25 protein-coding genes and 1 pseudogene are annotated in these 25721 nt (G+C 66.1%); 20 read left to right on the top strand and 6 right to left on the bottom strand.

What is annotated here, in order from left to right:
• Window positions 1-122: 122 nt before the first annotated feature.
• The 11 genes and pseudogenes from cyoA to IGS74_RS08895 form a co-directional block, all read left to right on the top strand.
• On the top strand, window positions 123-1289 hold the full coding sequence (cyoA, locus tag IGS74_RS08945) for a ubiquinol oxidase subunit II (protein ID WP_192391119.1): 1167 nt from the start codon (window positions 123-125) through the stop codon (window positions 1287-1289).
• Window positions 1290-1344: 55 nt separating this feature from the next.
• On the top strand, window positions 1345-3348 hold the full coding sequence (cyoB, locus tag IGS74_RS08940) for a cytochrome o ubiquinol oxidase subunit I (RefSeq protein ID WP_192391118.1): 2004 nt from the start codon (window positions 1345-1347) through the stop codon (window positions 3346-3348).
• Window positions 3349-3352: 4 nt separating this feature from the next.
• The gene (cyoC, locus tag IGS74_RS08935) at window positions 3353-3988 is read left to right on the top strand and encodes a cytochrome o ubiquinol oxidase subunit III (RefSeq protein WP_039189471.1); all 636 of its coding nucleotides are present in this window, start codon (window positions 3353-3355) and stop codon (window positions 3986-3988) included.
• Window positions 3985-4365: a cytochrome o ubiquinol oxidase subunit IV gene (gene cyoD / locus IGS74_RS08930; protein WP_192391117.1), complete on the top strand. Its 381-nt coding sequence runs from the start codon at window positions 3985-3987 to the stop codon at window positions 4363-4365. Before cyoC ends, cyoD begins: the two co-directional genes overlap by 4 nt.
• Window positions 4362-5183, top strand: a complete 822-nt coding sequence (locus IGS74_RS08925) for an SURF1 family protein (RefSeq protein WP_246723094.1) — start codon at window positions 4362-4364, stop codon at window positions 5181-5183. Before cyoD ends, IGS74_RS08925 begins: the two co-directional genes overlap by 4 nt.
• Window positions 5180-5797: an SCO family protein gene (locus tag IGS74_RS08920; protein ID WP_192391115.1), complete on the top strand. Its 618-nt coding sequence runs from the start codon at window positions 5180-5182 to the stop codon at window positions 5795-5797. The genes IGS74_RS08925 and IGS74_RS08920 overlap by 4 nt, the downstream gene beginning before the upstream one ends.
• 89 nt (window positions 5798-5886) lie before the next feature.
• Window positions 5887-6159, top strand: coding sequence for a helix-turn-helix transcriptional regulator (locus IGS74_RS08915; RefSeq protein WP_192391114.1), 273 nt, complete (start codon window positions 5887-5889; stop codon window positions 6157-6159).
• Window positions 6160-6249: 90 nt separating this feature from the next.
• Window positions 6250-7206: a GAF domain-containing protein gene (locus IGS74_RS08910; RefSeq protein WP_192391113.1), complete on the top strand. Its 957-nt coding sequence runs from the start codon at window positions 6250-6252 to the stop codon at window positions 7204-7206.
• 143 nt (window positions 7207-7349) lie between these two features.
• Window positions 7350-8867 (top strand): aldehyde dehydrogenase, encoded by a 1518-nt coding sequence (adh, locus tag IGS74_RS08905; protein WP_192391112.1) that lies wholly within the window; start codon window positions 7350-7352, stop codon window positions 8865-8867.
• Between the two features lie 58 nt (window positions 8868-8925).
• Window positions 8926-9261: a DUF779 domain-containing protein gene (locus IGS74_RS08900; RefSeq protein ID WP_039189459.1), complete on the top strand. Its 336-nt coding sequence runs from the start codon at window positions 8926-8928 to the stop codon at window positions 9259-9261.
• A 95-nt stretch (window positions 9262-9356) separates the two neighbouring features.
• Window positions 9357-9515 (top strand): annotated as a pseudogene (locus tag IGS74_RS08895) (DUF779 domain-containing protein); the annotation flags it as partial.
• Between the two features lie 6 nt (window positions 9516-9521).
• On the opposite strand, the gene IGS74_RS08890 reads toward IGS74_RS08895, so the two are convergent.
• On the bottom strand, window positions 9522-10589 hold the full coding sequence (locus tag IGS74_RS08890; RefSeq protein WP_192391111.1) for a siderophore-interacting protein: 1068 nt from the start codon (window positions 10587-10589) through the stop codon (window positions 9522-9524).
• A 120-nt stretch (window positions 10590-10709) separates the two neighbouring features.
• On the opposite strand from IGS74_RS08890, the gene IGS74_RS08885 reads away from it, so the two are divergent.
• Genes IGS74_RS08885 through IGS74_RS08870 form a run of 4 tightly spaced genes read left to right on the top strand, consistent with a single transcriptional unit; the run spans window position 10710 to window position 15230 of the window.
• Window positions 10710-12203, top strand: coding sequence for an ABC transporter substrate-binding protein (locus tag IGS74_RS08885; protein WP_192391110.1), 1494 nt, complete (start codon window positions 10710-10712; stop codon window positions 12201-12203).
• Window positions 12204-12208: 5 nt separating this feature from the next.
• Window positions 12209-13147 (top strand): ABC transporter permease, encoded by a 939-nt coding sequence (locus IGS74_RS08880; protein WP_039189452.1) that lies wholly within the window; start codon window positions 12209-12211, stop codon window positions 13145-13147.
• On the top strand, window positions 13144-13953 hold the full coding sequence (locus IGS74_RS08875) for an ABC transporter permease (protein ID WP_192391109.1): 810 nt from the start codon (window positions 13144-13146) through the stop codon (window positions 13951-13953). Before IGS74_RS08880 ends, IGS74_RS08875 begins: the two co-directional genes overlap by 4 nt.
• Window positions 13954-13985: 32 nt before the next feature.
• Window positions 13986-15230, top strand: coding sequence for a DUF2254 domain-containing protein (locus tag IGS74_RS08870; RefSeq protein ID WP_192391108.1), 1245 nt, complete (start codon window positions 13986-13988; stop codon window positions 15228-15230).
• Between the two features lie 4 nt (window positions 15231-15234).
• Here IGS74_RS08870 and IGS74_RS08865 read toward each other — a convergent pair whose 3' ends face one another.
• Both IGS74_RS08865 and IGS74_RS08860 read right to left on the bottom strand, forming a co-directional pair.
• Window positions 15235-16557 carry an SAF domain-containing protein gene (locus tag IGS74_RS08865; protein WP_192391107.1) on the bottom strand — a complete coding sequence of 441 codons (1323 nt, stop codon included), beginning with the start codon at window positions 16555-16557 and terminating at the stop codon, window positions 15235-15237.
• Between the two features lie 72 nt (window positions 16558-16629).
• On the bottom strand, window positions 16630-17181 hold the full coding sequence (locus IGS74_RS08860; RefSeq protein WP_192391106.1) for a sugar transferase: 552 nt from the start codon (window positions 17179-17181) through the stop codon (window positions 16630-16632).
• An 83-nt stretch (window positions 17182-17264) separates the two neighbouring features.
• Here IGS74_RS08860 and IGS74_RS08855 point away from each other — a divergent pair, with 83 nt between their 5' ends.
• From IGS74_RS08855 to IGS74_RS08840, 4 genes are all read left to right on the top strand, one after another.
• Window positions 17265-18221, top strand: coding sequence for an NAD-dependent epimerase/dehydratase family protein (locus IGS74_RS08855; protein WP_192391105.1), 957 nt, complete (start codon window positions 17265-17267; stop codon window positions 18219-18221).
• The gene (locus tag IGS74_RS08850) at window positions 18218-18400 is read left to right on the top strand and encodes a hypothetical protein (RefSeq protein WP_192391104.1); all 183 of its coding nucleotides are present in this window, start codon (window positions 18218-18220) and stop codon (window positions 18398-18400) included. Before IGS74_RS08855 ends, IGS74_RS08850 begins: the two co-directional genes overlap by 4 nt.
• A 93-nt stretch (window positions 18401-18493) precedes the next feature.
• Window positions 18494-19771 carry a 5-aminolevulinate synthase gene (hemA, locus tag IGS74_RS08845; RefSeq protein WP_039190916.1) on the top strand — a complete coding sequence of 426 codons (1278 nt, stop codon included), beginning with the start codon at window positions 18494-18496 and terminating at the stop codon, window positions 19769-19771.
• A gap of 41 nt (window positions 19772-19812) precedes the next feature.
• Complete coding sequence (locus tag IGS74_RS08840) at window positions 19813-21456, top strand: Na+/H+ antiporter (RefSeq protein ID WP_192391103.1); 1644 nt, start codon at window positions 19813-19815, stop codon at window positions 21454-21456.
• A gap of 15 nt (window positions 21457-21471) precedes the next feature.
• Here the strand turns inward: IGS74_RS08840 and IGS74_RS08835 are convergent, their stop codons facing one another.
• The 3 genes from IGS74_RS08835 to mscL all read right to left on the bottom strand — a co-directional run bounded on the left by IGS74_RS08835 (window position 21472) and on the right by mscL (window position 24437).
• A complete protein-coding gene (locus tag IGS74_RS08835; protein WP_246723093.1) occupies window positions 21472-22593 on the bottom strand; it encodes an AbrB family transcriptional regulator in 1122 nt (373 codons plus the stop codon).
• Complete coding sequence (locus IGS74_RS08830; protein ID WP_192391102.1) at window positions 22590-23759, bottom strand: pyridoxal phosphate-dependent aminotransferase; 1170 nt, start codon at window positions 23757-23759, stop codon at window positions 22590-22592. The genes IGS74_RS08835 and IGS74_RS08830 overlap by 4 nt, the downstream gene beginning before the upstream one ends.
• A 201-nt stretch (window positions 23760-23960) precedes the next feature.
• Window positions 23961-24437, bottom strand: a complete 477-nt coding sequence (mscL, locus tag IGS74_RS08825) for a large conductance mechanosensitive channel protein MscL (RefSeq protein ID WP_039189432.1) — start codon at window positions 24435-24437, stop codon at window positions 23961-23963.
• A 273-nt stretch (window positions 24438-24710) separates the two neighbouring features.
• Here mscL and IGS74_RS08820 point away from each other — a divergent pair, with 273 nt between their 5' ends.
• Complete coding sequence (locus IGS74_RS08820) at window positions 24711-25715, top strand: alpha/beta hydrolase (RefSeq protein WP_192391101.1); 1005 nt, start codon at window positions 24711-24713, stop codon at window positions 25713-25715.
• The last annotated feature ends 6 nt before the right edge of the window (window positions 25716-25721 follow it).

Genomic DNA, 25721 nt, shown 5'->3' with positions numbered 1-25721 from the left:
CCAATAGTCGCACGCGCGCATCGAGGTCAAAGGGGTGTGGGGTGGACAAAACGTCCAATCCCTCGCCAGCCGCCAAAGACTTACAGGCAGGCTACCAGACGCTCAGGCCGGGGACTCAAGATTTGCCTTCGAAACCGTTCCGCCTTCTTCTCCTGTTGCCGCTGCTGTTCCTCGGCGGCTGCAACATGATCGTCATGAACCCGGCCGGTGACGTCGCCTCGCGCCAGGCAAGCCTGATCCTCTGGTCGACTGGCCTGATGCTCCTGATCATCGTGCCGGTGATCTGCTTCACTTTGTTCTTCGCGTGGCGCTATCGCGCTGCCGCGAAGCGCGACGACTACGACCCGGAATGGAACCACTCCACCAAGCTCGAAGTCATCATCTGGACGGCACCCCTGCTCATCATCATCGCACTCGGCGCGATGACCTGGCTGTTTACCCATCTGCTCGATCCCTACCGTCCGCTCAGCCGCATCGGGCCGGATCGCCCGGTGACGGAAGAGACCCCGACGATCACCGTCCAGGTGGTCGCGCTGGACTGGAAATGGATGTTCATCTACCCCGAGCTCGGCATAGCGACCGTCAATGAGCTCGCGGCGCCGGTGGATACGCCGATCAACTTCCGGCTGACCTCCTCGTCCATCATGAACTCCTTCTACATCCCGGCGATGTCGGGCATGATCTACGCCATGCCGGGCATGCAGACGCAGCTTCACGCCGTCATCAACCAGGAGGGGACCTACCAGGGCATCGCCTCCAACTATTCCGGCCCCGGCTTCTCCAACATGCATTTCCAGTTCCTGGGCCTGTCGGACGGCGATTTCGACGCCTGGGTCGAGCGGGTGCGCGCCGAAGGCCAGCCGCTGACGCGAGAGCGCTATCTTGAGATCGAGCAACCCAGCGAGCTCGAGCCGGTCCATTACTTCTCGGAAGTGGACCCCGGCCTGTTCCAGGCGGTCCTGAACATGTGCGTCGAGCCCGGCCGCATGTGCGCCGACGAGATGATGCACATCGACATGCAGGGCGGCGGCGGCATCGACAGCCTCAGCAACATGGACCGGCTGATGTACGATGCCAACCGCGTCCACGGCACGCAGCACGGCCACGGCGCATCCGGCTATGCCGGGGCGGGCGCGGGCGACGGTGCCGAGGCGCCCGGCGCCACCTTCCCCGCCACCGACCGCCTGCCGCGCTCGGACGAAACGGAAAGCGGCGATACCGCACCGCATGAAGGCCCGCGCGGCGACACCCCGGACGCGGGTACGGCCGCACCGGACCAGCTCAACTAAAAAGACTGCCGGGCCGGCGGCCCGCACCCCGAACGCGCAAGGAACGAACCGAGCCATGGAATCCAATACGGGCCTTACGGAACTGATCTTCGGGCGTCTCAGCCTCGGAGCGATCCCCTATTACGACCCAATCCTGGTGACGACCTTCGCGGGCGTCGCCGTTCTCGGGCTGGCGCTGCTGTACGCCCTGACGAAGTATCGCCTCTGGGGCTATCTGTGGACGGAGTGGTTCACATCGGTCGATCACAAGAAGATCGGCATCATGTACGTGATCCTGGCCATCGTGATGCTGCTTCGGGGCTTCTCGGACGCGCTGCTGATGCGTGCCCAGCAGGCCATGGCCTTCGGGGCCAACGAAGGCTTCCTGCCGCCGCACCATTACGACCAGATCTTCACCGCACACGGCGTCATCATGATCTTCTTCGTCGCCATGCCGCTGGTGACGGGCCTCATGAACTACGTCATGCCGCTGCAGATCGGCGCCCGCGACGTCGCCTTTCCCTTCCTGAACAATCTGTCCTTCTGGCTGACGGCCGCCGGCGCCGCGCTGGTGATGGTGTCGCTGTTCGTCGGCGAGTTCGCCCGCACCGGCTGGCTGGCCTACCCGCCCTTGTCCGGGGCGGCCTACAGTCCCGGCGTCGGCGTGGATTATTACCTCTGGGCGCTACAGATCGCGGGCATCGGAACGACCCTGTCGGGCATCAACCTCATCGTGACCATCGTCAAGATGCGCGCCAAGGGCATGGGCATGATGCAGATGCCCATCTTCACCTGGACGTCGCTGTGCACCAACGTCCTCATCGTCGCGTCCTTCCCGGTGCTCACCGTCGTCATCACGCTTTTGACGCTCGACCGCTATGTCGGCACGAACTTCTTCACGAACGATCTCGGCGGCAATCCGATGATGTACGTGAACCTGGTGTGGATATGGGGTCACCCGGAGGTCTACATCCTCGTCCTGCCGGTGTTCGGCATCTTCTCGGAAGTCGTGTCGACCTATTCCGGCAAGCGTCTCTTCGGCTACGTGTCGATGGTCTACGCCACGGTCGTCATCACCATCCTGTCCTACCTGGTGTGGCTGCACCACTTCTTCACCATGGGCGCCGGCGCAACGGTCAACTCGTTCTTCGGCATCACCACGATGATCATCTCGATCCCGACAGGGGCCAAGATATTCAACTGGCTGTTCACCATGTACCGGGGCCGCATCCGCTTCGACGTGCCGATGCTGTGGACCGTCGGCTTCATGGTCACCTTCACCGTGGGCGGCATGACGGGCGTGCTGCTGGCCGTTCCGCCGGCGGACTTCGTGCTGCACAACTCGCTGTTCCTGGTGGCGCACTTCCACAACGTCATCATCGGCGGCGTCGTCTTCGGCCTTTTCGCCGGGATCAACTACTGGTTCCCCAAGGCGTTCGGTTTCCGCCTGGATCCGTTCTGGGGCAAGGTGAGCTTCTGGTTCTGGCTGGCAGGCTACTGGTTCGCCTTCACGCCGCTCTACGTGCTGGGGCTGATGGGCGTCACCCGCCGCGTCAACCACTTCGACGATCCGTCGTTGCAGATATGGTTCGTCATCGCCGCCTTCGGCGCGGTGCTGATCGCCATCGGCATCGCCGCGTTCCTGGTGCAGATCTATGTCAGCATCCGCGACCGCGAAAAGCTGAAGGACGTGACGGGCGACCCGTGGGGCGGCCGTACGCTGGAGTGGGCAACGGCATCGCCGCCGCCGGCCTACAACTTCGCCTTCGCGCCCGTCGTCTACGATCAGGACGCCTGGTGGGACATGAAGCGGCGCGGCCATCAGCGCCCCGCCAAGGGTTTCATGCCCATCCACATGCCGCGCAACACCGGTACGGGCATCATCCTGTCGGGTCTGGCGCTGGTCTTCGGCTTCGCGATGGTCTGGTACATCTGGTGGCTTGCCGCCGTCAGCTTCGCCGCAATCCTGATTGTCGCCATCGCGCACACCTTCAACTACGACTGGGATTATTACATCCCCGTCGACACGGTGGCCGAGGAAGAAAACCGCCGCACCAAAGCCCTCGCAGCCGGAGCCTGATACGATGGTGAACGCACAAACCGCCACCACCGCCGACGAGGTCGTCGACTTCTACGTCCTTGAGGACGAGCATCACGGCGAGTCCGACGGCGGCACGATGCTGGGCTTCTGGATCTACCTGATGAGCGATTGCCTCATCTTCGCGGTCCTGTTCGCCTGTTTCGGAGTCTATGGCCGGTCCTACGCGGCCGGCCCATCCGGGGCCGACCTGTTCGACCTCAACCTCGTCGCCATCGCCACGACGATGCTGCTTCTGTCGTCCCTCACCTTCGGCATGGCCATGATCGCCATGCAGAACGCGCGCCAGAAGGCGATGACGGCATGGCTCGGCATCACGCTGGTTCTCGGCCTGATCTTCCTGGGGCTGGAACTCTACGAGTTCCACCACCTGATCGAGATCGGCGCCGGCCCGCAACGCAGCGCTTTCCTGTCAGCCTTCTTTACCCTGGTCGGCACGCACGGGCTGCACGTCCTGTTCGGCTGCATCTGGCTCACCGTCCTCCTGGTGCAGGTCGGCCAGCGCGGCCTTATCGCCGCCAACCGCCGCCGCCTGATGTGCCTGTCCATGTTCTGGCACTTCCTCGACGTCGTCTGGATCGGCGTCTTCTCCTTCGTCTACCTGATAGGCTCCCTGTCATGAGCGATCGCAATCATTCCGCCCACGCCGCCGACGGCCATCACCACGACGCCGCGGCACATGGCACAATCCGCGGCTACATGATCGGCTTCGGGCTCTCGGTCGTCCTGACTGCGATCCCGTTCCTGCTGGCCATGCGCGATTTCGGCATTTCGCCGCAGATGACGGCCTTCGTCATCATGGGGTTCGCCGTCGTGCAGATCGTGGTCCACATGGTCTACTTCCTGCATATGAACACGCATTCCGAAGGCGGCTGGAACATGCTCGCCCTCATATTCACCGTGGTCATCACGGTGATCATGCTGGCCGGCTCGCTATGGGTCATGTACCATCTCAACACCAACATGATGCCGATGGGCGAGGTCAGCAACACGCCGTGACCCATCGTGCGCCACAGGCCGGACCCTCATCCGCGCCCGTTGCCTCCCGGCGTCGGAGCGCCGTGGTGGCCGCCTGCGGCGCGCTTCTGACGCTTGGCTTCGTTTCGCTCGGTGTCTGGCAGGTCGAACGGCTGTACTGGAAACTCGACCTCATCGAGCGTGTCGACGCGCGCGTCCACGCCGCCCCCGCAGCGGCGCCGGGCATCGACGGGCAAGCGCCCTTCGACGAGACCCGCGACGAATACCGGCATGTCCGGCTGCGCGGCGCCTTCCGCCACGGGCAAGAGACACTGGTGCAGGCCGTGACCGAAGAGGGGCCTGGCTTCTGGGTGGTGACACCGCTGTCGCTGGCATCGGGCGGAACGGTTCTGGTCAATCGCGGCTTCGTGCCCGGCAACCGGCGCGCTGCGGAAAGCCGCGCCCCGGGCCAGATCGAAGGCACGGTCGAAATCACCGGCCTCGTTCGCCTGAGCGAGCCGGATGGCGGCTTCCTGCGCAGCAACGACCCGGCGGCCGACAGATGGTTTTCCCGCGATGTGGCGGCAATCGCCGCGGCGCGCGGACTGGCCGATGCGCAGCCCTATTTCATCGATGCCGATGCGACACTCAACCCCGGCGGGCTGCCGGTCGGCGGACTGACCGTCGTCACGTTCCGCAACTCGCATCTCGTCTATGCGCTGACATGGTTCGGCCTTGCCGCCATCGTCGCCGGCGCGACCGCCTACGTCCTGCGGGACGATGCGCGGCGACGGCGCTCCGCCGCCGGCAGCCCTGCAGGAGCAACGCCCCTTCCCTCATCCAACGGGAGCCACCCATGACCACGCGATCCAACCGCCTTCTGACGATCGGCGGACTGGCGACCCTCATGGCGTTTCTGATCGGCGTTCTGGCCTACACCGCCATTGCCCGGCCGAGCGGCAGGCCCGACGCCCCCTTCCAGCTCACCAGCACGCGCGGCGAAACCGTAAACCAGTCGATCTTCAAGGGACGCCCGTCGCTGGTCTACTTCGGCTACACGCACTGCCCGGAAGTGTGCCCGACGACGCTCTACGAGATGTCCGGATGGCTGCAGCAACTGGGCGCGGAGGGCGCCCCGCTGCAGGCGCTCTTCTTCACCATCGACCCGGAGCGCGACACACCGGAGGTTCTCGGGCCCTATGTCGGGGCGTTTTCGGACCGCATCACAGGCATTACCGGTGACGAGGCCGAAACCAGGAAGGTTCTGGACGCCTGGCTGGTCACGGCGAGCGAGAACAGGTCGGGCGAAGACTACAGCATGAGCCATTCGATGTCGGTGTTCCTGGTCGGAGCGGACGGACGGCTGAAGGGTATGCTTCCCTATGCGGTGACGATGGACGATGCCGTCGCCCGCATTCGCGACCTGCTTTTGAGCGATGGCGCATCCGGCCGTGCAGCGCGGTCACCCGCATGATGATATAGTTGATTTTGCAATCAATTAGACGTACTTTTCCCGTCTTCCGTCCATCAGACGCCTTGCGTGGTATTGGAGACTGGATCTGCATGACACCCGCTGACTTCAAGATATGGCGAGAGCGATGCGGCCTTTCGCGGCGACGGGCCGCGCAGGCGCTGGGGCTCTCGTTACCTTCCATCTACAATTACGAACTCGGGATCCGACGGGAAAGCGGCAAGCCCGTACGCATTCCGCACACCGTGGCGCTGGCCTGCAACGCCCTCGCGCATGGGTTGTCCGCATGGGATGAAACGCAGGGCAGCACCGTTCGCCGCGTTGCAGCACAAGCTTTCGTGGACGCGGAGGCGCGCAGGGTCTAACGTTTGGTGTGGCGTATAGGCCGGGCGGTGACTGCACGCGATGGGAGACGCGAGCCGCCCGGTCTCATACGTGCGTCATGGGAGGAATGCTTGCAAGCCAGCCGCAGCCAGCATGTCGCCTTGGTCGAAACGGCACTGGCCAGTGGCGGGGCCGCGCGTTCCGCGCTCGTGGCCTCCTGGCAGCGTTCCGTGACGCTTCATCGCCTGCATCCGGAACAGCATACGCCGCCGAAGCAACTGACCGAGCCCGAGCTCGTCCGCATCCGCGAACCGCTGCAACGCCTGATGTCCGTTGCAGGCGATACGCTGGACCGCCTCTATGCCGCCGTCGGCGGGATCGGCTGCTGCGTCCTTCTGGCCGATGCAAGCGGGATACCCATCGAGCGGCGCGGAGCCCCGGCCGACGACGCCACCTTCCGCGACTGGGGCCTGTGGACGGGCACCGTCTGGAGCGAGGAGTCCGAAGGCACCAACGGCATCGGCACCTGCCTCGTGGAAGAGCGCGGCGTGACCATCCATCGCGACCAGCATTTCTTCTCGCGCAACACGCTGCTCAGCTGCACCACCGCGCCCGTGTTCGATCACGAGGGGCGGCTGGTGGCGGCGCTCGACGTTTCGTCCTGCCGGAAGGATCTGACAATCGAGTTCGCGCAACTGATCGCGCTGTCGGTCAACGAGGCCGCGCGCCGGATAGAGAACGACAATTTCCGCAGCGTCTTCGCCGGGGAGCGTATCCTGTTGTCACCGGCCACCGAACGCGGCCCCGGCGGCCTCGTGGCGGTGGACCGGCACGACCTGGTCGTCGGTGCGACACGTGGCGCGCGGTTGTCCCAGGACATGTCGGCGCTTGTCGAAGGGCGGCCGTTGCCGGCCGACAACATCTTCGGCGAAGCGGAAGACGACCTGGACTCCGCCGAGCGGGCGACGCTGCTGCGCGCCCTTGCGAGAAACGGCAACCAGGTTTCTGCGGCCGCGCGCAGCCTCGGCATCAGCCGCGCGACCCTGCACCGGAAATTGAACAGGCTGAATATCGACCGTCACCACTGACGGTTTGACGCCGGGCCTGTCGCAAAGCTGCGACAGGTGCCGGACGCGGCACCCGCCCACCCGCCTGACAGGCGGCGATGGGTCGGTTCAGATGGGCGTCTCGCCGCCGCAGGCGCGGCATCGCCTTTTTCGGGAGGAAAAAGATGAACAAGGTGGAATTCTACCGCACGCAGAAATCGCCCTACGCAGAGTCCTACGGCAACTTCATCGGCGGCAAGTTCGTCGAGCCCCGCTCCGGCCAGTATTTCGACGACACCTCGCCGGTCAACGGCCAGGTGCTGTGCCGCGTGGCGCGCTCCAACGCCGAGGACGTGGAAGCGGCGCTGGATGCCGCCCATGCCGCCAAGGAGGCATGGGGCCGCACCAGCCCGGCCGAGCGCGCATTGCTGCTCAACCGCATCGCCGACCGCATGGAAGAGAACCTGGATCTCCTGGCGCTGGCCGAGACCTGGGACAATGGCAAGCCCATCCGCGAGACGACGGCAGCCGACATTCCGCTGGCGATCGACCATTTCCGCTACTTCGCCAGCGCCGTGCGCGCGCAGGAGGGCGCACTCTCCGAAATCGACCACGACACCGTCGCCTACCATTTCCACGAGCCGCTCGGCGTCGTCGGGCAGATCATTCCGTGGAACTTCCCCATCCTGATGGCCTGCTGGAAACTCGCGCCCGCACTTGCCGCAGGCAATTGCGTCGTGCTGAAGCCGGCCGAGCAGACGCCGGCCTCCATCCTGCTGTGGGCGGACCTGATCGCCGACATCCTGCCGGAAGGCGTTCTCAACATCGTCAACGGCTTCGGGTTGGAAGCCGGCAAGCCGCTGGCCTCCTCGCCGCGGATCGCCAAGATCGCCTTCACCGGGGAAACCACCACCGGCCGGCTCATCATGCAATATGCCAGCCAGAACCTCATTCCGGTCACGCTGGAGCTGGGCGGCAAATCGCCCAACATCTTCTTCCAGGATGTGACGGCGGAGGACGACGACTTCTTCGACAAGGCCATCGAAGGCTTCGTCATGTTCGCGCTCAACCAGGGCGAAGTGTGTACCTGCCCCAGCCGCGCGCTCATCCACGAATCCATCTACGACCGCTTCATGGAACGGGCGCTGAAGCGCGTGGAGGCCATCACGCAGGGCGATCCGCTCGATCCGTCCACAATGATCGGGGCGCAGGCCTCAAGCGAGCAGCTCGAAAAGATCCTGTCCTACCTCGACATCGGCCGCCAGGAAGGCGCCGAGGTGTTGACGGGCGGGGCGCGCAACGAACTGCCGGGCGATCTGGCCGGCGGCTACTATGTCAAGCCGACCGTCTTCAAGGGCCACAACAAGATGCGCGTCTTCCAGGAGGAGATCTTCGGGCCGGTCGTCTCCGTCACCACCTTCAAGGACGATGACGAGGCGCTGTCGATCGCCAACGATACGCTCTACGGCCTCGGTGCCGGTATCTGGACCCGCGACGGAACCCGGGCCTACCGCTTCGGGCGTGCCATCCAGGCCGGCCGCGTCTGGACCAACTGCTACCACGCCTACCCGGCCCATGCGGCCTTCGGCGGCTACAAGCAGTCGGGCATCGGGCGGGAAACGCACAAGATGATGCTCGATCACTACCAGCAGACGAAGAATCTTCTGGTATCCTACAGCCCGAAGAAGCTCGGCTTCTTTTGACATCTTCGAGCGCCCGTCCCCTCGACGGGCGCTCGATCCCCCTGCCGGAGGAGCCACGATGGACAAGGTCACTGCAACGCCGGAAGCCCTGCGGCTTCTGGAGGAAATCGTCGCGGATCATGGCCCGGTCCTGTTCCACCAATCCGGCGGATGCTGCGACGGCTCCTCGCCCATGTGCTATCCGCAGGGCGATTTCATCATCGGCGACCGGGACGTGAAGCTTGGCGAGATCGGCGGAGCGCCCTTCTATATCAGCGCCTCGCAATACGAGGCATGGAAGCATACCGACCTGGTGATCGATGTCGTGCCCGGACGCGGCGGGATGTTCTCGCTGGACAATGGCCGGGAACGGCGTTTCCTGACCCGCTCTACGCTTTGTGCCGTCGACGGCTGATGCCGCTCAGGCGCTTTCCGCAATGCCGCGCCGCCAGTAGGCCATCGCCAGATGCTGGTTGCGCTTGAGCGCGCGCCGCTTGCGGAACTCGTGCCGGAGCGCCTTTCTATATCAGCGCCTCGCAATACGAGGCGTGGAAGCATACCGACCTGGTGATCGATGTCGTGCCCGGTCGCGGCGGGATGTTCTCGCTGGACAATGGCCGGGAACGGCGTTTCCTGACCCGCTCTACGCTTTGTGCCGTCGACGGCTGATGCCGCTCAGGCGCTTTCCGCAATGCCGCGCCGCCAGTAGGCCATCGCCAGATGCTGGTTGCGCTTGAGCGCGCGCCGCTTGCGGAACTCGTGCCGGAGTGCCTTGTAGGCGACGAACTCGGTGCCGGAAAAGGCATAGAGCGTGCCCGGCCCATCGGGCCAGCTCAACCCGGCGACCGCGCGCTGCAGGGCATCGCAAAGGCCCGCGGGCCTCTTTCGATGAACCCATTGCACATCCACGCCCGCCGGCTTGCGCAACGACATCTCGTCGTCCCGCCCGCCGACCTCGATGAAGGCATGGCCGCGGGCGCCGGCCGGCAGCCGCTCCAGCGCCCGGGCGATGGCCGGCAGGGCCGTTTCGTCGCCGGCAAGGCAGACCTGGTCCACCTCGGGCACTTCGCCGCCGCCCGGACCCATCATGCCGATCGGGTCGCCTGGCGCCGCATGCAGCACCCACTCGGTCATGCGGCCGGCCGGCTCGTGCATCACCACGTCGATATCGACTTCGTCCCGATCCGGCCGGACATGGCGCAGCGTGTAGGTGCGCAGGGTCAGCCGGTCCGCTCCCTGCGGCCAGATGGGCAGCGCGCCGGGGCCAGCATAGGGCCAGACCGGGTTGCTGTTGTCGGCGGGCAAGAGCAGCCGGACATGCCAGCCGCCGCGTGCAAAGCGGTGCAGGTCAGGCCCTTCGAGCGTCAGCCGGCACAGGCGCGGCGTCAGCCAGAGGCGCCCGCTCAGACGCATGGCCCGGAAGTGCGGCAGAACGGTCGAGCCCGCACCATCGCCCGTCCAGACCACGGATGACCCGTCGGAACCCGGCCAGTTCTGGATATGGTAGGCGACGATCCCCTTGATGACGCCCAGGTCACCGCCATCGTCTGACACGGCCTCGATGGTCAGCGTCTCGGCCTCCTGGCGCAGCACGGCGACGGCGAGCCCCATCGAAAACCGTCCGGCGCGCGCATCGAAGGCGTCCGGATACTGACGCCCCATGTGACGAAAGAATCCCGCGCCGTCCGCAAGGCGCGTGACGGCCTTGGAGCGCAGGGCCCCTGCTTCGTTGAACTTGTCCATGATACTCCACTATTTTGCCGCCGCGGGAGCGTCAAGCACATGCCGCGCGCGGGCTCGACAACGCGTCGTGCATGTGATGGATGAACTCGGAACAGTTCTTGATGCGGGTGCGGTAGCCTCATGCGATTTTCCGGATTGATGCTGGCGGCTGGCCTGGCCCTGGCCCTTGGCGGCGGTGCGTTTTCGGCACCGCGCACCGATGTCGTGATCGGGATGTCGATAGAGCCGGCAGGACTCGACCCGACGATCTCCGCCCCCGTCTCCATCGGCCAGATCGTCTGGCAGAACGTGTTCCAGGGCCTCACGCGTATCGCCGAGGACGGGTCGGTCCAGCCTCAGCTGGCGCGTCGGTGGACGGTGTCCGACGATGGGCTGACCTACGAGTTCGAGTTGCAGGAGGGCGTGCGCTTCCATAACGGGGTGCCCTTCGATTCCGGCGTGGCGAAGTTTGCCCTGGACCGCGCGCGCGGGCCGCAGTCCGCCAATCCGCAGAAGCGGTTTTTCGCGGCCATCGACAGCGTAGAGGCGCCAGAGCCGACCCGGCTGATCGTCCGCCTGTCGCGCCCGTCGGGCAATCTCCCCTATTGGCTCGGATGGCCGGCCAGCATCATGGTGGAGGCGTCCAGCGCCGACGCGAACCGGACGGCGCCGGTGGGCACGGGCCCGTTCACCGTGGCCGAATGGAAGCCGGGCGACAGCGTAAGGCTGGCGCGGAGCGACGATTACTGGGATACGGCCCGTAGGCCGCAACTTTCGGGCGCGACGTTCCGGTTCATCAACGATCCGCAGGCGCAGGCAGCCGCACTCAACTCCGGGCAGGTCGACGCGTTTCCGGAGTTCGCGGCGCCCGAATTATATGCGGCGCTGGAGGCCGACCCGGCCTTCGAAACGGTCGTCGGAAATACGGAGTTGAAGGTGGTCGCAGGAATGAACCTCCGCCGTCCGCCCCTCGATGACGTCCGCGTGCGCCGCGCGCTCATGATGGCTGTCGACAGGCAGGCCCTGGTGGATGGGGCCTGGTCCGGCTACGGCACGCCGATCGGCAGCCACTACACGCCGAACGATCCGGGCTTCAAGGATTTGAGGGGCCATCTCGCCTATAACCCTGTCGCTGCAAAAAATCTTTTACAGGAAGCAGGTTACGGAAACGGGCTCAGTATCCGCATCAAGGTTCCGCAGATGCCTTATGCCGTGCGCTCGGCTGAGATTCTTCAGGCATTCCTGGCCGAGATCGGTGTGAGCCTTGAGATCGTGCCGACCGAATTTCCGGCGGCATGGGTATCGGACGTGCTGCAGAACCATGATTTCGACATGACGATCGTCGCGCATGCCGAACCGATGGATATCGATATCTTCGCGCGGGCCGACTATTATTTCGGCTACGCCAACCCCGCCTTCAACGACATCATTGCAAGGGCGGAAGCGGCCAGCGACAGGGCCGTCAGGGACAGCCTGTACGGTGAGGCGCAGGACATACTGGCCGACGATGTGCCGGCGCTGTTCCTGTTCGTGATGCCGAAACTCGGCGTCTGGCGAACCGGCCTGTCCGGCTTCTGGCACGACGAGCCCATTCCCTCCAACGATCTGACGGACGTTCGCTGGAGCGGCGAGTGAGGCCCATGGGGCGCCCGGCAAGCGCCCTCGCGCGGGGTGCCGCGACCCTTGTCCTGTCGTTGCTGGCGGTCGCCAGCCTGATCTTTCTGATGACATCGATCCTGCCGGGCGACCAGGCCGCCATCATGCTCGGCACCTCGGCGTCACCCGAAACCCTTGCGGCGCTCCGCACCGAACTCGGCCTCGACCGGCCATTATGGCTTCGGTACCTGCATTGGATGGCGGACGCGGCGCGCGGCGATTTCGGGCTTTCGGCAACCTACGGCGTTCCCGTATCGCGCCTCCTGGTCGAGCGGCTGGCCGTCACGCTGCCGCTTGCCGGCCTGGCAATGCTGGCGGCCACCCTGCTGGCGCTGCCGCTCGCCATGGCCGCGGCGCGCCGTCGGCCGGCCGCCGAAGTCGCTGTCGCCCTTCTGGCGCAGGGCGGCATCGCCCTGCCCGGCTTCTTCATCGGCATCCTGCTCATCCTCGCTTTTCAGGGCGGGCCGCTGCCGACGGGCGGCTTTCCCGGATGGCAGCAGGGCCTTGCGGCGCTGCCCTATCTTCTTCTGCCGGCAATCGCCCTTGCCGTACCGCAGGCCGCCGTGCTTGCCCGCGTGGCGCGTGGCGCGTTGAAGGAAGCCCTGTCACAGGATCATGTCCGGACCGCACGTGCGAAAGGCCTGTCCGACGGCGCGATCCTGCGCCGCCATGTCTTCGGCATGGCCCTTCCCGCGATCCTGACGCTTGCGGGCCTGCAAGTGTCGTACCTCGTGGCCGGCGCGGTACTGGTGGAAAACGTCTTCGTCCTGCCGGGGCTCGGCCGCCTTGCCATACAGGCGCTGGCCCAACGGGATATACCGGTGCTGCAGGGCTGTGTCCTGCTCTTCGTCGGCATCGTCGTGCTGGTCAACTTCGCCATCGAGACCGTCATCGCGGCCACCGACCCCAGGGCGCGGGCATGAGGCGTATCGCCATCGGGCTCGCTTTGCTGGTCCTCGTGGCGGCGACGGCTTGTCTGTCGTTCGCCTGGACGCCGGACCCGACGCCGCTGCGGCTGGACATTCCCGCCCGGCTGACGCCGCCCGGCGCGACGGCCCTTCTCGGCACGGATCAACTCGGGCGCGACACGGCCTCCATGGTCATGATGGGGGCGGCGAGTTCCCTGTCCATCGCGCTGGCGGCCGTCGCTCTCGGTGGCCTTGCCGGCAGCGCCACCGGCCTGTTCGCCGCGCTTCGCGGTGGCGCCGTCGCCGGCCTGACCATGCGCGTCATGGATATGCTGTTTGCTTTTCCGCCCGTGCTGTCGGCGCTGCTCCTGGCTTTCACGCTCGGTGCCGGGCCGCAAGGCGCGGTTGCCGCCATCGCCCTCTTCGTCACGCCGGTCTTTGCAAGGGTTGCCCATGCCGGGGCCGCGCAGGTGCTGCGCAGCGATTTCGTACGGGCGGCGCGGGCGCTTGGCGCCGGCGACCGGCGTATTGCGGCAAAACACGTGCTGCCCAATATCGGCGGCCTGCTGGCGGTTCAGGCGTCGCTTCAGTTCGGGCTCGCCATCCTGACGGAAGCCGGGCTCGGCTATCTGGGTCTCGGGACGCAACCGCCCTCGCCGTCATGGGGCCGCATGCTGGCGGATTCGCAAAGTTACCTTGGCGTCGCCCCATGGCTGGCACTGGCGCCGGGCGCGGCCATCGCCGTGACGGTGCTGGGTGCGAATATTCTGGGCGATGGACTTGCCAAAAGGCTGGACCCGCGCGGCAAGGCGCCAAGATAAGGACCGTTCGCAAAGGGCTGAAGAAAAAAGAAATGTCGCGCTGGCGGTTTATCGTAAGGCAATTGACCAGCGGGCTCTGGTTCCGCTCCCTGATCTTTTCCGCCATCGGCGTCATTGCTGCCCTCATGGCGGCGTGGCTCAGCCCCCTCATTCCATCGGAACTCGGCGGCCGTATCGGCGCCGACGCGGTGGACAATATCCTTGGCATCCTGGCATCGAGCATGCTGGCGGTCACGACCTTCTCGCTCAACATCATGGTGGGCGCCTATTCCTCGGCGACCACCAACGCCACCCCGCGCGCGACGCGCCTGCTGATGGCCGATCCGACCAGCCAGAACGTACTGTCCACCTTCGTCGGCGTTTTCCTCTACTCCATCGTCGGGATCATCGCCCTGTCCACCGGCACCTATGGCGAGCAGGGCCGCGTCATCCTGTTCGGTGCAACCATCGCCGTCATCGTGGTCATCGTATTCACGCTGCTGCGCTGGATCGATTATCTGTCGCGCATCGGCCGCGTGGGCGATACGGCGCAGCGCGTGGAGAAGGTGGCTCTCGATGTCGTCGAAACTTATGCTCGTGACCCGTTCCGGGGCTGTCGGAACAGGCTCGACTTCCCCGCCGGGGGCAACCGGCGCAAGCTGCGTTGCCGCACCATCGGCTATATCCAGCACGTCGACTTTGCGGGCCTGCAGGGCCTTGCGGAGCGCCACGATTGCCGGATCGCACTTCTGTCCGATGTCGGCACCTTCTGCGATCCCTCGCGCCCTGTGCTGGAGATCGCCGGCGACGGCGAATTACCGGAGGATGCGGCCTTCCTGCAGGCGCTGACGATCGGAGACCAGCGCTCCTTCGACCAGGACCCGCGCTTTGCCGTTGCTGTCCTTGCCGAGATCGGCGCGCGGGCGCTGTCGGCCGCGATCAACGATATCGGAACGGCCATCGACATCATCGGGCGGTCGCTGCGTGTCATGGCCGCCGCCGCGCAGCCGGCCGAAGCTTCCGAAATCCGCCATGACAGGGTCTATGCGGCACGGATACAGGCCGACGACCTCTTCGACGACATGTTCACCTCGCTCGGGCGCGATGGCGCTGGCGAAATCGAGGTGATGGTCCGGTTGATGAAGGCGCTTGCCAGCCTGCACGACCTCGGTGGGCCGGACTTTCGCGCGGCATCGCGCCGCCATGCGCTAGAACTGCTGGAGCGCAGCAATTCGACACTGCAGATGGACAGCGAAAAACGTGCGCTCAGGCAGGTTTACGACAGCCGGTTCGCCTGACGCGTCACGCGAGATATCCTGTATCGGCCTCGTCGATCTGCTTACGGATGCGCGTCACGTTCAGGCTGTCGTCCGCCGCGCAGTTGTCATGTGTCAGAAGCTCGCCGGCCTTGACGGCCCGGGTGACGCGAGAGCCTTCGGCAAGCCCGAGCGGCAACGCCCGGGCTGCACGGCCGTCCGCCCATGTCATGGCAAAGCCGCGATAATCTTCCATGCCGATGCGCTGCAGCGTCTGGCCGGGCGCAAGGTCACGCTTGGCGACGGCGCCGCATTCGGCCACGGGACGCGCCAGCGGCACCATGTCGGGCTTCCCGTACATCACGGCCCTGGCGGCCGACAGCGGCGTTTCCAGGCTGGTCAGGTGGAAGGGCCGCGTCAGCGTGAAGCACGGCCCTGGACCGACCTTCAGGTCCGCCATGCGCTCGATGGCGCGCTCGTGCCTCGGCTTGACCACGCAGAAAACGCCGGGCGCCACGCCCTTGCCGATCGTATAGTCGACACAGCCGGCCCGGGACAGGATGCCGCCATCCTCCTCGGTGCACAGGATTTGCGCCAGATTGTCCAGCGTGGCCGCAGGACCGTGCATTCCCGGCACGTCGGGCAGCAAGCCGGTGCAATTGGCGATGGCCGTCATCTCGACCATGGTCTTCGAGCCGTCGACGAACTCCACCAGGATACGGGGGTTCATGTTGCGGGCGCGCGCCTCTTCCTCGAAGTCGGACGGCACGGCGTTGAAATCCAGCGCGTTGTTCTTGCCCTTGCCCGCGGCGATGACGTCCATGCCCAGCGCCTGCGCGAATGCGATCAGGTCCAGCGTCGCGGCGGGCTCGTCCCCCGCGGACCCCGTATAGACCACGCCGGCCTTGCGGGCTTCCTCTGCCAGATAGCGGCCGACCGTTATGTCGGCTTCCACGTTCAGCATCACGATATGCTTGCCGTTGCGGATGGATTCCAGCGCCAGCAGCGTGCCGATTTCCGGGCTTCCCGTTGCATCCACCACGACGTCGATGCGCCCGGCGCGGGTCAGGGCCGTCAGGTCCCCCGTCACGGCGATCCGCCCGGCCTCGATGGCGGCGTCCATGGCGGCATCCGTATCGGCCACGATTCCATGGCCCTCGCTGTAGCCGGCCATTGCGATGGCCTCCATCGGCCGGGTCGGGCGGCTGGCGGCGATGGCGCCGATGCGGATGCCCCGCATCAACGCCGCCTGCACGACGATGTCGGTGCCCATCTGGCCCGCTCCGGCAAGGCCGATCGTGACAGGGCCGTGCCGCTCCGCATGGGCCGCAAGCTCCGCGGCGAAGCCGATTGGGTCGATCAGGTTCATGCAACGCCTTTCGATCTGGTCCCGGCGGCCGGGAGTTCGGGGTCTATAGGGCAATTGGCGGCGCTTGTGAAATCACCGCACCCTGTCGCCCCGGCCCTTGCCCGTGACCGTCTGGAGGATCAGGCCGAGATCGCTCCAGAAGCCGGAGGAACGCGCATAGGCGCCGTCGATGCGCGCCAGCCGCTCCGGCTCCGACATGTCGATGCCGCGCACCTGGGCCGGCCCGGTGATGCCTGGCCGCACGCGGAAGGCTCCCTCCCGCCGCCGTGCCTCTATCAGCACGGTCTGGACGGGCAGGCAGGGGCGCGGGCCGACGAAACTCATGTCGCCCTTCAACACGTTCCAAAGCTGCGGAAGCTCGTCCAGCTTCCACGCACGAAGACGCGCGCCGAGCCTCGTCACCGCCGCGCGCGGCGTCTCGTGCGAGGCCGCCGAGGCGGTGCCGGAGGCCATGGTGCGCAGCTTGTAGCAGGTAAAGGTTCTCTCGTTCAGCCCGACGCGAATCTGCCGGAAAATGCCCGGTCCCGGCGTATCGCGGCGGATCAACGCCGCAAGCAGCAGGATGAGCCAGCCGAAGCATATGAGACCCAAAAAGCTCGCTGCTATGTCAAAAACACGTTTCATGGGACAAGCGAATTGCCGCAAAGCCACGAATTGGGCAAGGAAGAAACGACCGGTCAGGAATTGGAGTCGTTTCAAGCAGTCTCATGCGCATCCTCGTCACAGGCTCAACAGGGTTCATCGGTCGCCGCCTCGTTTCGCGCCTGCTCGACGAAGGGCACGCGGTGACGGTGCTCGTGCGCGAGGACGCCACAAGCCCGGACGAGCGGGCCGAGACGCTGGATTCCCCGCGCGACCTGTCACGCATACGCCGGCATGAAGGCTGGCCCCTCGGCCTCGACGCCATCGTGCACCTTGCCGCCCTCAACCCGGAGCGCGGCGACCCCGCCATGGACGATGCCGTGGCGCTGGGGCAGGCCAATGCCGGTGGCACTGCCGCGCTGGCGCGGGTGGCATCGGAAACCGGCGTGCGCCGATTCGTTTTCGCCAGCACCGCCAATATCCATTCCATGCAGGGCGACAAGCCCATCATCGAGGACGACCGGCCGCGCCCGGTCGACAATTACGCCGCTTCCAAGCTGGAAGCCGAGCGGCGCCTGCGCGCCGAACTGGAAGACAGCGCCACCGAATATACGATCATGCGCCTGCCTGCCGTCTACGGCCCCGGCGGCAAGGGCGCCATCGCCAAGCTGGAAAGGCTGGCCACAACCCGCCTGCCCCTGCCCTTCCGCTCTGCCCGCAACCGGCGCAGCATCCTGGCCGTCGACAATGCGGTCGAGGCCATCATCGAAATGATCGCGCATCCGGCAGCCGCAGGCCGCACCTTCCTCGTCGCCGACGAGGCACCGGCGACGCTGTCCGAGCTGGTCGCGGCCATGCGCGGCGCACGCGGCCGGTCGCCCGGGCTATTCGCGATGCCGGTGGGGCTGCTGCGCCTGATCGCGCGGCTTGCCGGCAAATCCGAGATCACCGACAGGCTGTTTGCCGAGTTCGTCGTGGACACGGCCAAGATCCGCCTGCGCACGGGCTGGCGGCCACGCCTGTCCACGCATGAGGCGCTGACGCTCTACAACCGTGCGGACGACAGGGGGAATCGCGCATGAGTTCCCATAGACCGATCGAACCCGGCAAGGTGCAGCGGCAGAAGCGGCTGGAGGAGCAGCTCCGCGACAATCTGAAGAAGCGCAAGGCCCAGGCCAAGGCACGCCGCTCCCTGATGGACGAGCCGGATGACGCGGAAGACAAGGCCCGCCCCGGGGAGAGCCGCCCGGAAGAGGATTGAGCCGCACTGGACAGAATGTCCAAGGCACCGTTCCAGGCATGGACTTGGCGCTTCCGGGACCTTAGAACCCTTCTTACGAAGGAGTTCCGGATGATCGACTATCAGAGCCACTTCAGATCCGCCATCGAGGCGCTGCACGCCGAGAAGCGTTACCGCGTCTTCGCCGACCTCGAGCGGATCGCGGGCCGTTTCCCCCAGGCGATCTGGCGGCATGACGGCAAGGCGGAGGAAATCACCGTCTGGTGCTCCAACGACTATCTCGGCATGGGTCAGCACGACAAGGTCGTCGCCGCCATGCGCGAGACGGCCGGCGTCATGGGCACCGGCGCGGGCGGCACGCGCAATATCTCCGGCACCAACCATCCGCTCGTCGAGCTGGAGCAGGAGCTTGCCGACCTTCATGGCAAGGAGGCTGCGCTCGTCTTCACCTCCGGCTTCGTTTCCAACGAGGCTTCCATCTCCACCATCGCCCGCCTGCTGCCGGATTGCCTCATCCTGTCGGACGAGCTCAACCATGCCTCGATGATCGAGGGCGTGCGCAAGGCCGGCGGCAAGAAACAGATATTCCGCCACAACGACGTGGCGCATCTGGAAGAGCTGTTGAAGGCGGCCGAGCCCGGCCGCCCCAAGCTGATCGTGTTCGAAAGCGTCTACTCGATGGATGGCGACATCGCGCCCATCGCGCAAATCTGCGACCTTGCCGATCGCTACAACGCGATGACCTATATCGACGAAGTGCATGCCGTGGGCATGTACGGCGCTCGCGGCGGCGGCATCTCCGAGCGCGACGGGGTGGCGGCACGCCTGGACGTGATCGAGGGCACGCTGGCCAAGGCCTTCGGCGTCCTGGGCGGCTACATCACCGGCTCGCAGCATCTGATCGACGCGGTGCGCTCCTATGCGCCGGGATTCATCTTCACCACCGCCCTGCCCCCCGCTCTCGCGGCGGCGGCGACGGCGTCGATCCGCCATCTGAAACAATCGCAGGCCGAGCGTGACGGGCAGCAGCGGCAGGCATCGCGCGCAAAGGCCGTCTTCGCCGCCGCGAACCTGCCGGTGATGCCGTCGGATACGCATATCGTGCCGGTGCTGGTGGGCGATCCCGATCTCTGCAAGCAGGCCAGCGATCATCTCTTGACGCGGCATGGCATCTATATCCAGCCGATCAATTATCCGACAGTGCCGCGTGGCACCGAACGGTTGCGCATCACACCCACGCCGCTTCACGGCGACGCGCTGATCGATACGCTGCGCGATGCACTGGTGGAAACCTGGATCTCGGTCGGCATTCCCTTCGCCGGCGACCGGCCCGCCCAGGGGCAGGCCGACATGCCTGCCACGTCACTGGTCGTATCCAAGGCCGGCGGATAAGCTGCCGCCGCAACTGCGGCATCGCCTGTCTGGAAAGCTGAATGGAATCGGTCCTGCCCGTACTCGTCCTGCTCGTCGCCGTCGCGATCAGCGGCACGGTCACGCGGGCGTTGCCGCTGCCCATACCCCTACCCCTGGTCCAGATCGCCCTTGGCGCCACGATCTCGGCAAGCTTCGATTTCGGCATTATCCTGCAGCCCGAGATCTTCATGCTGCTGTTCCTGCCGCCGCTTCTGTTCCTCGACGGCTGGAGAATTCCCAAGGACGGCCTGTTCCACGACGCCAGGACCATTCTGGCGCTGGCTTTCGGCCTGGTCGTCTTCACCGTGGTCGGCCTTGGCTTCTTCCTCACCTGGCTCATCCCCTCGATGCCGCTCGCCGTAGCCTTCGCGCTGGCTGCCGTCGTCTCTCCGACCGACCCGGTAGCCGTATCGGCCATCGCGTCGCGGACACCCATTCCCATGCGGCTCATGCACATTCTGGAAGGCGAGTCGCTGTTGAACGACGCGTCCGGGCTCGTCTGCATGCGGTTCGCGGTCGCCGCCGCCGCAACGGGCACCTTTTCGCTGGCCGGTGCATTCGGCAGCCTCGTCTGGATATCGGTCGGCGGCCTGGCGGTCGGCATCGTGCTGACCTACGCGATCACCCAGGCAAAGCGTTTCACCTCTCTGCGCTACGGGGAAGAAACGGGATCGCAGATCCTGATAAGCCTGCTGACGCCCTTCGGCGCCTATCTCCTGGCGGAGCATCTCGGATGTTCCGGCATTCTTGCGGCCGTGGGCGCCGGCATCAGCATGAGCTATGTCGAGCAATGGGGCCAGGCGCTTGCCATAACGCGCGTTCGCCGCGCCTCCTTCTGGGATACGGTCCAGTTTGCCGCCAACGGCATGACCTTCGTGATCCTCGGAGAGCAGCTTCCGCGCATCGTCGAGGGCGCCGCCCGCGTCGTCCGCGAAACGGGCCACCACCAGCCGGCATGGCTGGCCATCTACATCCTCGCGATGACGCTGGGCCTGGTCCTGCTTCGCTTCGTCTGGACCTGGACGGCGCTTCGCTTCACGATGTTTCGTGCGGGGCGGCGCGGCCATAGCGTGACGGCGCCAAACTGGCGCCTAATCGTTGCCACGGCGCTGGCCGGCGTGCGCGGCTCCATCACGCTTGCCGGCGTCATGAGCCTGCCCCTGCTGCTGCCGGACGGCTCGCCGTTCCCCGCGCGCGATCTCGCCATCTTCCTTGCGGCCGGCGTCATCATCCTGTCGCTGGTCATTGCCAGCATCGGCCTGCCGACGGTGCTGTTCGGGCTTCATCTGCCGCCGGAACCGACCCACAGAAAAGAGGAAGATCGAGCCCGGCTGGCTGCCGCGCAGGCCGGCATGAAGGCGGTGGAGACGGCGCAACACCGGCTCAGCGGCAGGAGCGCGGACGAGGCCGACGTCTATGCGGATGCCGCAGCGCATATCATGGACGTGTATCGCCAGCGCCTGCAGCGCGGCTCGTCCACGGGGGAAGACGCGGAGGCGATGCGCCGGATCGAGGCAATCGAACGGGATTTGCGTCTGGCCGGCATCGAGGCCGAGCGGGACACCTTCTACCATCTGTCGCGCACGCATCGCCTGCCGGAGGACATCATGCGCAAGCTGGTGCGCGAACTCGACCTTCTGGAAACCCGCCTGCGCGGCGGCTGAAGCGCCTTGCGCGGCTCAGCGGTCGCGGCCCGTGGCCTCGGTATCGTGGGCGGCTGTCGGCAAGGTCGCCTCCGACCGCGCCGCATCGGCCAGCGTCGGGGCTCGGCGTGGCAGCCGGCGCGCCAGGACAGGCACCAGCAGCGCGATCCCGACGAAGCGCACGACATGGTGGGCAGCGACATAGGCGGGGTCAATGTCGAACTGGTAGGCCAGCACCGTCAGCGCCTCGAGCGCGCCGGGCGCATAGGCCAGCGACACGCGGCCGATGTCGAGCCCCAGTGCCTGGATCGCGACAAGACCCGCCAGCGTCATGATCGACAGCCCGATGACGAAGGCGCCCACCGAGGCCGGCAGAAGCTGTGGAAGCGCACCTCTGTCCTCGCGCTGCAGCCGGGAACCGATCAACGCCCCTATGGCGACAAGGCCGGGCGTTGCGATGAACGGCGGAACGCCCACCGTCACCACGTCCACGCCGTGCAGGACGGCGCTGCCGACGAGCGCGCCGAGTATGAGGCCGCCCGGCACGCGGCTGCGCACGCCGGCCCATGCGACGACCGCGCAGACGACGACCAGAAGCGGATATTGCCACCACGCATCGCCATGGGCGGCGATGGCCGACACGTCCGGCTCCTCGCCTTCCAGCCATCCGAGCAGCGGCACCAGCACCGCGATCAGGAAGAAAAGCCGCACCGTCTGCAGCACCGTGATCCGCGTCATGTCCGCGCGCGTCTCGGACGCGGCGGCCAGTACGAAGGACAGCGCCCCCGGCAAGGACGAGAAGAGCGCCGTTTCCCTGTCCCAACCGAAGGCGCGTTCCAGGAACAGCATGGTGACCAGCGCCACGACGACCACGCCTGCCATCTGGATGGCAAAGGATAGCGGCCACAGGGCCAGTTGCTCGATCACGGCGGGGGTGACGCCGGATCCGGCCTGGACGCCGAGGATGAAGAAGGTGATGTCGCGCAGCCAGTTCGGCAGCGAGGGCTTGAAGCCGCACAGCACGCTGGCCAACGTCGCCAGCATGGAGCCCAGCAACCACGCCGCCGGCATCCCGGCCAGATGCGCGACTGCCCCTCCCGCCGCGCCGAACAGCAGGGTCAAGGGCAGCCGTGCCGCTTCCGGCATCCTGGACGTCACGCGGCCTGCCGCACCCAACGGGCGATGCGCGCGGCTGCCTCCTCCACTTCGTCCAGCCGTCTGTTGAAGCAGGCGCGCATGTAGGGCGCCGCGCTGTTGCCGAAGGCGGCGCCCGGCGCCAGCCCGACACCGGCCTCGTCCACGATGCGGATGGCCGCGGCCCTGGCATCGACGATGCCGTCGATGGCAAAGAAGGCATAGAAGGCGCCGGCCGGCGTGGTCAGCGCGATGCGGTTGGTAGCGCGCAGCGTCTCGCAGAAGATGTCGCGCGCCGTCCTGGCACGGGCGATCTGCCCTTCCACGAACTCTTCCCCTTCCCGCAGGGCCGCTATGGCGGCCCGCTGCATGAAGGGCGCCACGCCGGAATTGGAGTATTGGACAAGGTTCTCGATGACGTCGCCGAACTCGGTCGGCGCCTCGATCCAGCCCACGCGCCAGCCCGTCATCGCCCAGTTCTTGGAGAACGAGTTGACGAAGAGGATCGCGTCGTCCGGCTGCATCACGTCGTGGAAGGACGGCGCCCGCCCTCCTTCATAGAAGAAGCGCCCGTAGATTTCGTCTGCGATGATGAAGATGCCGGCCGCCCGCGCCATCTCCAGGATAGCGCGCAGCGTGTCGATATCGGCTGTCCAGCCTGTCGGATTGTTGGGGCTGTTGACGAAGATCGCCTTTGTCCGCGGCCCGATCGCGGCCCTGAGGCGGTCGAGGTCCAGCGACCACGTTCCATCCCGTTCGTCCAGGAGCACCTCAACCGCCCTTGCCCCTGAAAGATCGGCGGCGGCCGCGAAGTTGGGCCAGAGCGGGCCGATATAGGCAAGTTCGTCGCCGGCACCGGCCACGAGGTCCACGGCGATCTGGATGGCGTGCATGCCGGAGCCCGTGACGAAGAAGCGGTCGGCGGTCAGGTCGAGCGCGTAGAGGCCACCGACGTAATCGGCCAGCGCCTGCCGAAGCTCGGGCAGGCCGCGCTGCCAGGTGTAGAAGGTCTCGCCGGCATCGAGGCTGCGCCTGGCGGCATCCGTGATGAAGGATGGCGTGGCAAGGTCCCCCTCGCCGACCCAGAGCGGAATGAGCCCTTCACGGCCGCGCGCATAATTGACCAGCGATACGATACCGCTCTCCGGCGCTGCCAGGGCGCTCGTGCTCAGCTTGTGAAGAAGTGTCATTTTCGATGTCCCGGGGCGCAGGATACCGCGGAAGCGGCCGATGGTTTGCCATGGGCAGTGCGCCAAACGAGGGGTATCCGTCAAGGGATTTGGAGGAATTGCGCCCGGGCAATCAGCCAGGGCGTGAAGTACGCGGTGCCGGCCTGAAGAGACCGAGCCCGAATGGCAGGGGAGCCGTTCGGCTCCCCGGGCGGTCGTGGATCAGAAGTCCGTTCCCGGAATGCGGCCCGAGCCCGGTGTGGTGCCCGGCCGGTTGGGGTTGCCGGCGGCGAGGATGTCGCGGATCTCTTCGAGAAGCTTTTCATCGCGCGGAACTTCGGCGGCCTCCGGCGGCTTTGCCTCTTCCTTGCGCTTCAGCCTGTTCATGCCCTTGACGACCATGAACAGTACGAAGGCGACGATCATGAAATTGATGAGCAGGGTCAGGAATGCGCCATAGGCCAGCACGGGCCCCTGTTCGCGCGCCTGCGCAAGGCCCGCCGCCGTGACGTTGCTGGACAGCGGAATGAACAGGTTGGAAAAGTCCACGCCGCCGCCGGTCAGCAAACCCACGAGCGGCATGATGATATCGGCGACGATGGAGTTGACGAGGCCCGAGAAGGCCGCACCGATGATGATACCGATGGCCAGGTCGACCATGTTGCCCTTCAGGGCGAACTCCCGAAACTCCTTCAGCATGCGTACCCCTCTTGAGCCCTGCACTACGCGACACGCCGATGTGATCGGCCTTTGATGAGGAGACAATGTTCCGCGATGCCGATGGATGCAACTCGAAATTGCGCCGCCTTCGGCGACGCAGATGGGCGCCGGCTTGCCAGGGCGGACGGCAATGGTTAAACGCAGCCGCTTTCGCGTCAGGCGGATCGCCCGCGCCGCAACGGACCGGGCGCTTCCCCTGTGGCAGGAAAGGCTTTAGAACGTGCAGACTTGGCGTATGGCGCACGAGGACAAATGACGGGCCAATCGATCGTCATCAACCGGGCAATGTTCGATAAGGGGCTTGTTTCCGACGAGTTGGCGGAACTGAACACCTCTATCGTCGCATTCCAGAAAACGCGTCCCAGCCCATGGGATTTCCCCGAGGAGGTCGTCCGCGCGGCGCGCCGCGAGGGGAAAGGCGTGTTCCCGCCGGTCGCTCCCGACCCGGACGCGATCACGCGCAGCGTTCGCGGCCGCGGCGGCGTTGAGATCCCGGTTCGCATCCTGATGCCTGCAGGCGGTAAGCCGCGCGGCACATACCTGCATATCCATGGCGGCGGCTGGGTGTTCGGCGAAGCCATCGAAAACGACGCCGCCCTGCGGCGGCTGGCGGACGCGACCGGCCTTGCGACGGTTTCGGTGGATTATCGGCTGGCGCCCGAACATCCCTTTCCCGCCGCTCCCGACGATTGCGAGGATGCCGCCCTTGCCCTGGTGCGCGGGGAGATCGAGGGGGCGCCGACGGATTTCCTGGCGATCGGGGGTGAATCCGCCGGGGCGCATCTCAGCGTGCTGACGCTTCTGCGGCTGCGGGACGGGCATCGCCTCGTACCGTTTGCCGCAGCCAACCTGAATGCCGGCTGCTACGATCTTTCGCTGACGCCCAGCGTGCGCAATGCAGGCGAAGAGCGGCTTGTCCTCAACACCGATGACATCAAGGAATTCGTCATGCGCTTCGTGCCCGAAGCGTTCAGCCTGCGCGATCCTGCGATATCACCCCTCTACGCGGACCTGTCCGGGCTGCCGCCGGCGCTTTTCACCGTCGGCACGCGGGACCTTCTTTTGGACGATTCGGTGTTCATGGCGGCCCGCTGGATGGCTGCCGGCAACGGCTCGGAGCTCTCTGTCTGGACGGGCGGCTGCCATGTGTTCCAGGCGTTCGGCCGCAAGGCCGGCGAAACATCCATGAGTGAAATGTCGAAATTCATCGGCGGGATCGCCGATGTCGCGCTGGCCGGTGCGGCCGCTGCCCGATGACGTCCC

This window comes from Aureimonas sp. OT7, from assembly GCF_014844055.1.
Classification (GTDB): domain Bacteria; phylum Pseudomonadota; class Alphaproteobacteria; order Rhizobiales; family Rhizobiaceae; genus Aureimonas; species Aureimonas altamirensis_A.
The sequence above is the reverse complement of the archived record's forward strand: the minus strand, read 5'-3'. Positions and strand labels throughout refer to the sequence as shown.

Coding starts and splice junctions, on each gene's coding strand:
- IGS74_RS08875 (WP_192391109.1), top strand. CDS start 13,144: ATGAGGCGTATCGCCATCGGGCTCGCTTTGCTGGTCCTCGTGGCGGCG.
- IGS74_RS08915 (WP_192391114.1), top strand. CDS start 5,887: ATGACACCCGCTGACTTCAAGATATGGCGAGAGCGATGCGGCCTTTCG.
- IGS74_RS08855 (WP_192391105.1), top strand. CDS start 17,265: ATGCGCATCCTCGTCACAGGCTCAACAGGGTTCATCGGTCGCCGCCTC.
- IGS74_RS08885 (WP_192391110.1), top strand. CDS start 10,710: ATGCGATTTTCCGGATTGATGCTGGCGGCTGGCCTGGCCCTGGCCCTT.
- IGS74_RS08880 (WP_039189452.1), top strand. CDS start 12,209: ATGGGGCGCCCGGCAAGCGCCCTCGCGCGGGGTGCCGCGACCCTTGTC.
- IGS74_RS08820 (WP_192391101.1), top strand. CDS start 24,711: ATGACGGGCCAATCGATCGTCATCAACCGGGCAATGTTCGATAAGGGG.
- adh (WP_192391112.1), top strand. CDS start 7,350: ATGAACAAGGTGGAATTCTACCGCACGCAGAAATCGCCCTACGCAGAG.
- cyoD (WP_192391117.1), top strand. CDS start 3,985: ATGAGCGATCGCAATCATTCCGCCCACGCCGCCGACGGCCATCACCAC.
- IGS74_RS08830 (WP_192391102.1), bottom strand. CDS start 23,759: ATGACACTTCTTCACAAGCTGAGCACGAGCGCCCTGGCAGCGCCGGAG.
- IGS74_RS08840 (WP_192391103.1), top strand. CDS start 19,813: ATGGAATCGGTCCTGCCCGTACTCGTCCTGCTCGTCGCCGTCGCGATC.
- cyoB (WP_192391118.1), top strand. CDS start 1,345: ATGGAATCCAATACGGGCCTTACGGAACTGATCTTCGGGCGTCTCAGC.
- cyoC (WP_039189471.1), top strand. CDS start 3,353: ATGGTGAACGCACAAACCGCCACCACCGCCGACGAGGTCGTCGACTTC.
- IGS74_RS08900 (WP_039189459.1), top strand. CDS start 8,926: ATGGACAAGGTCACTGCAACGCCGGAAGCCCTGCGGCTTCTGGAGGAA.
- IGS74_RS08860 (WP_192391106.1), bottom strand. CDS start 17,181: ATGAAACGTGTTTTTGACATAGCAGCGAGCTTTTTGGGTCTCATATGC.
- IGS74_RS08850 (WP_192391104.1), top strand. CDS start 18,218: ATGAGTTCCCATAGACCGATCGAACCCGGCAAGGTGCAGCGGCAGAAG.
- IGS74_RS08890 (WP_192391111.1), bottom strand. CDS start 10,589: ATGGACAAGTTCAACGAAGCAGGGGCCCTGCGCTCCAAGGCCGTCACG.
- IGS74_RS08920 (WP_192391115.1), top strand. CDS start 5,180: ATGACCACGCGATCCAACCGCCTTCTGACGATCGGCGGACTGGCGACC.
- mscL (WP_039189432.1), bottom strand. CDS start 24,437: ATGCTGAAGGAGTTTCGGGAGTTCGCCCTGAAGGGCAACATGGTCGAC.
- IGS74_RS08870 (WP_192391108.1), top strand. CDS start 13,986: ATGTCGCGCTGGCGGTTTATCGTAAGGCAATTGACCAGCGGGCTCTGG.
- IGS74_RS08865 (WP_192391107.1), bottom strand. CDS start 16,557: ATGAACCTGATCGACCCAATCGGCTTCGCCGCGGAGCTTGCGGCCCAT.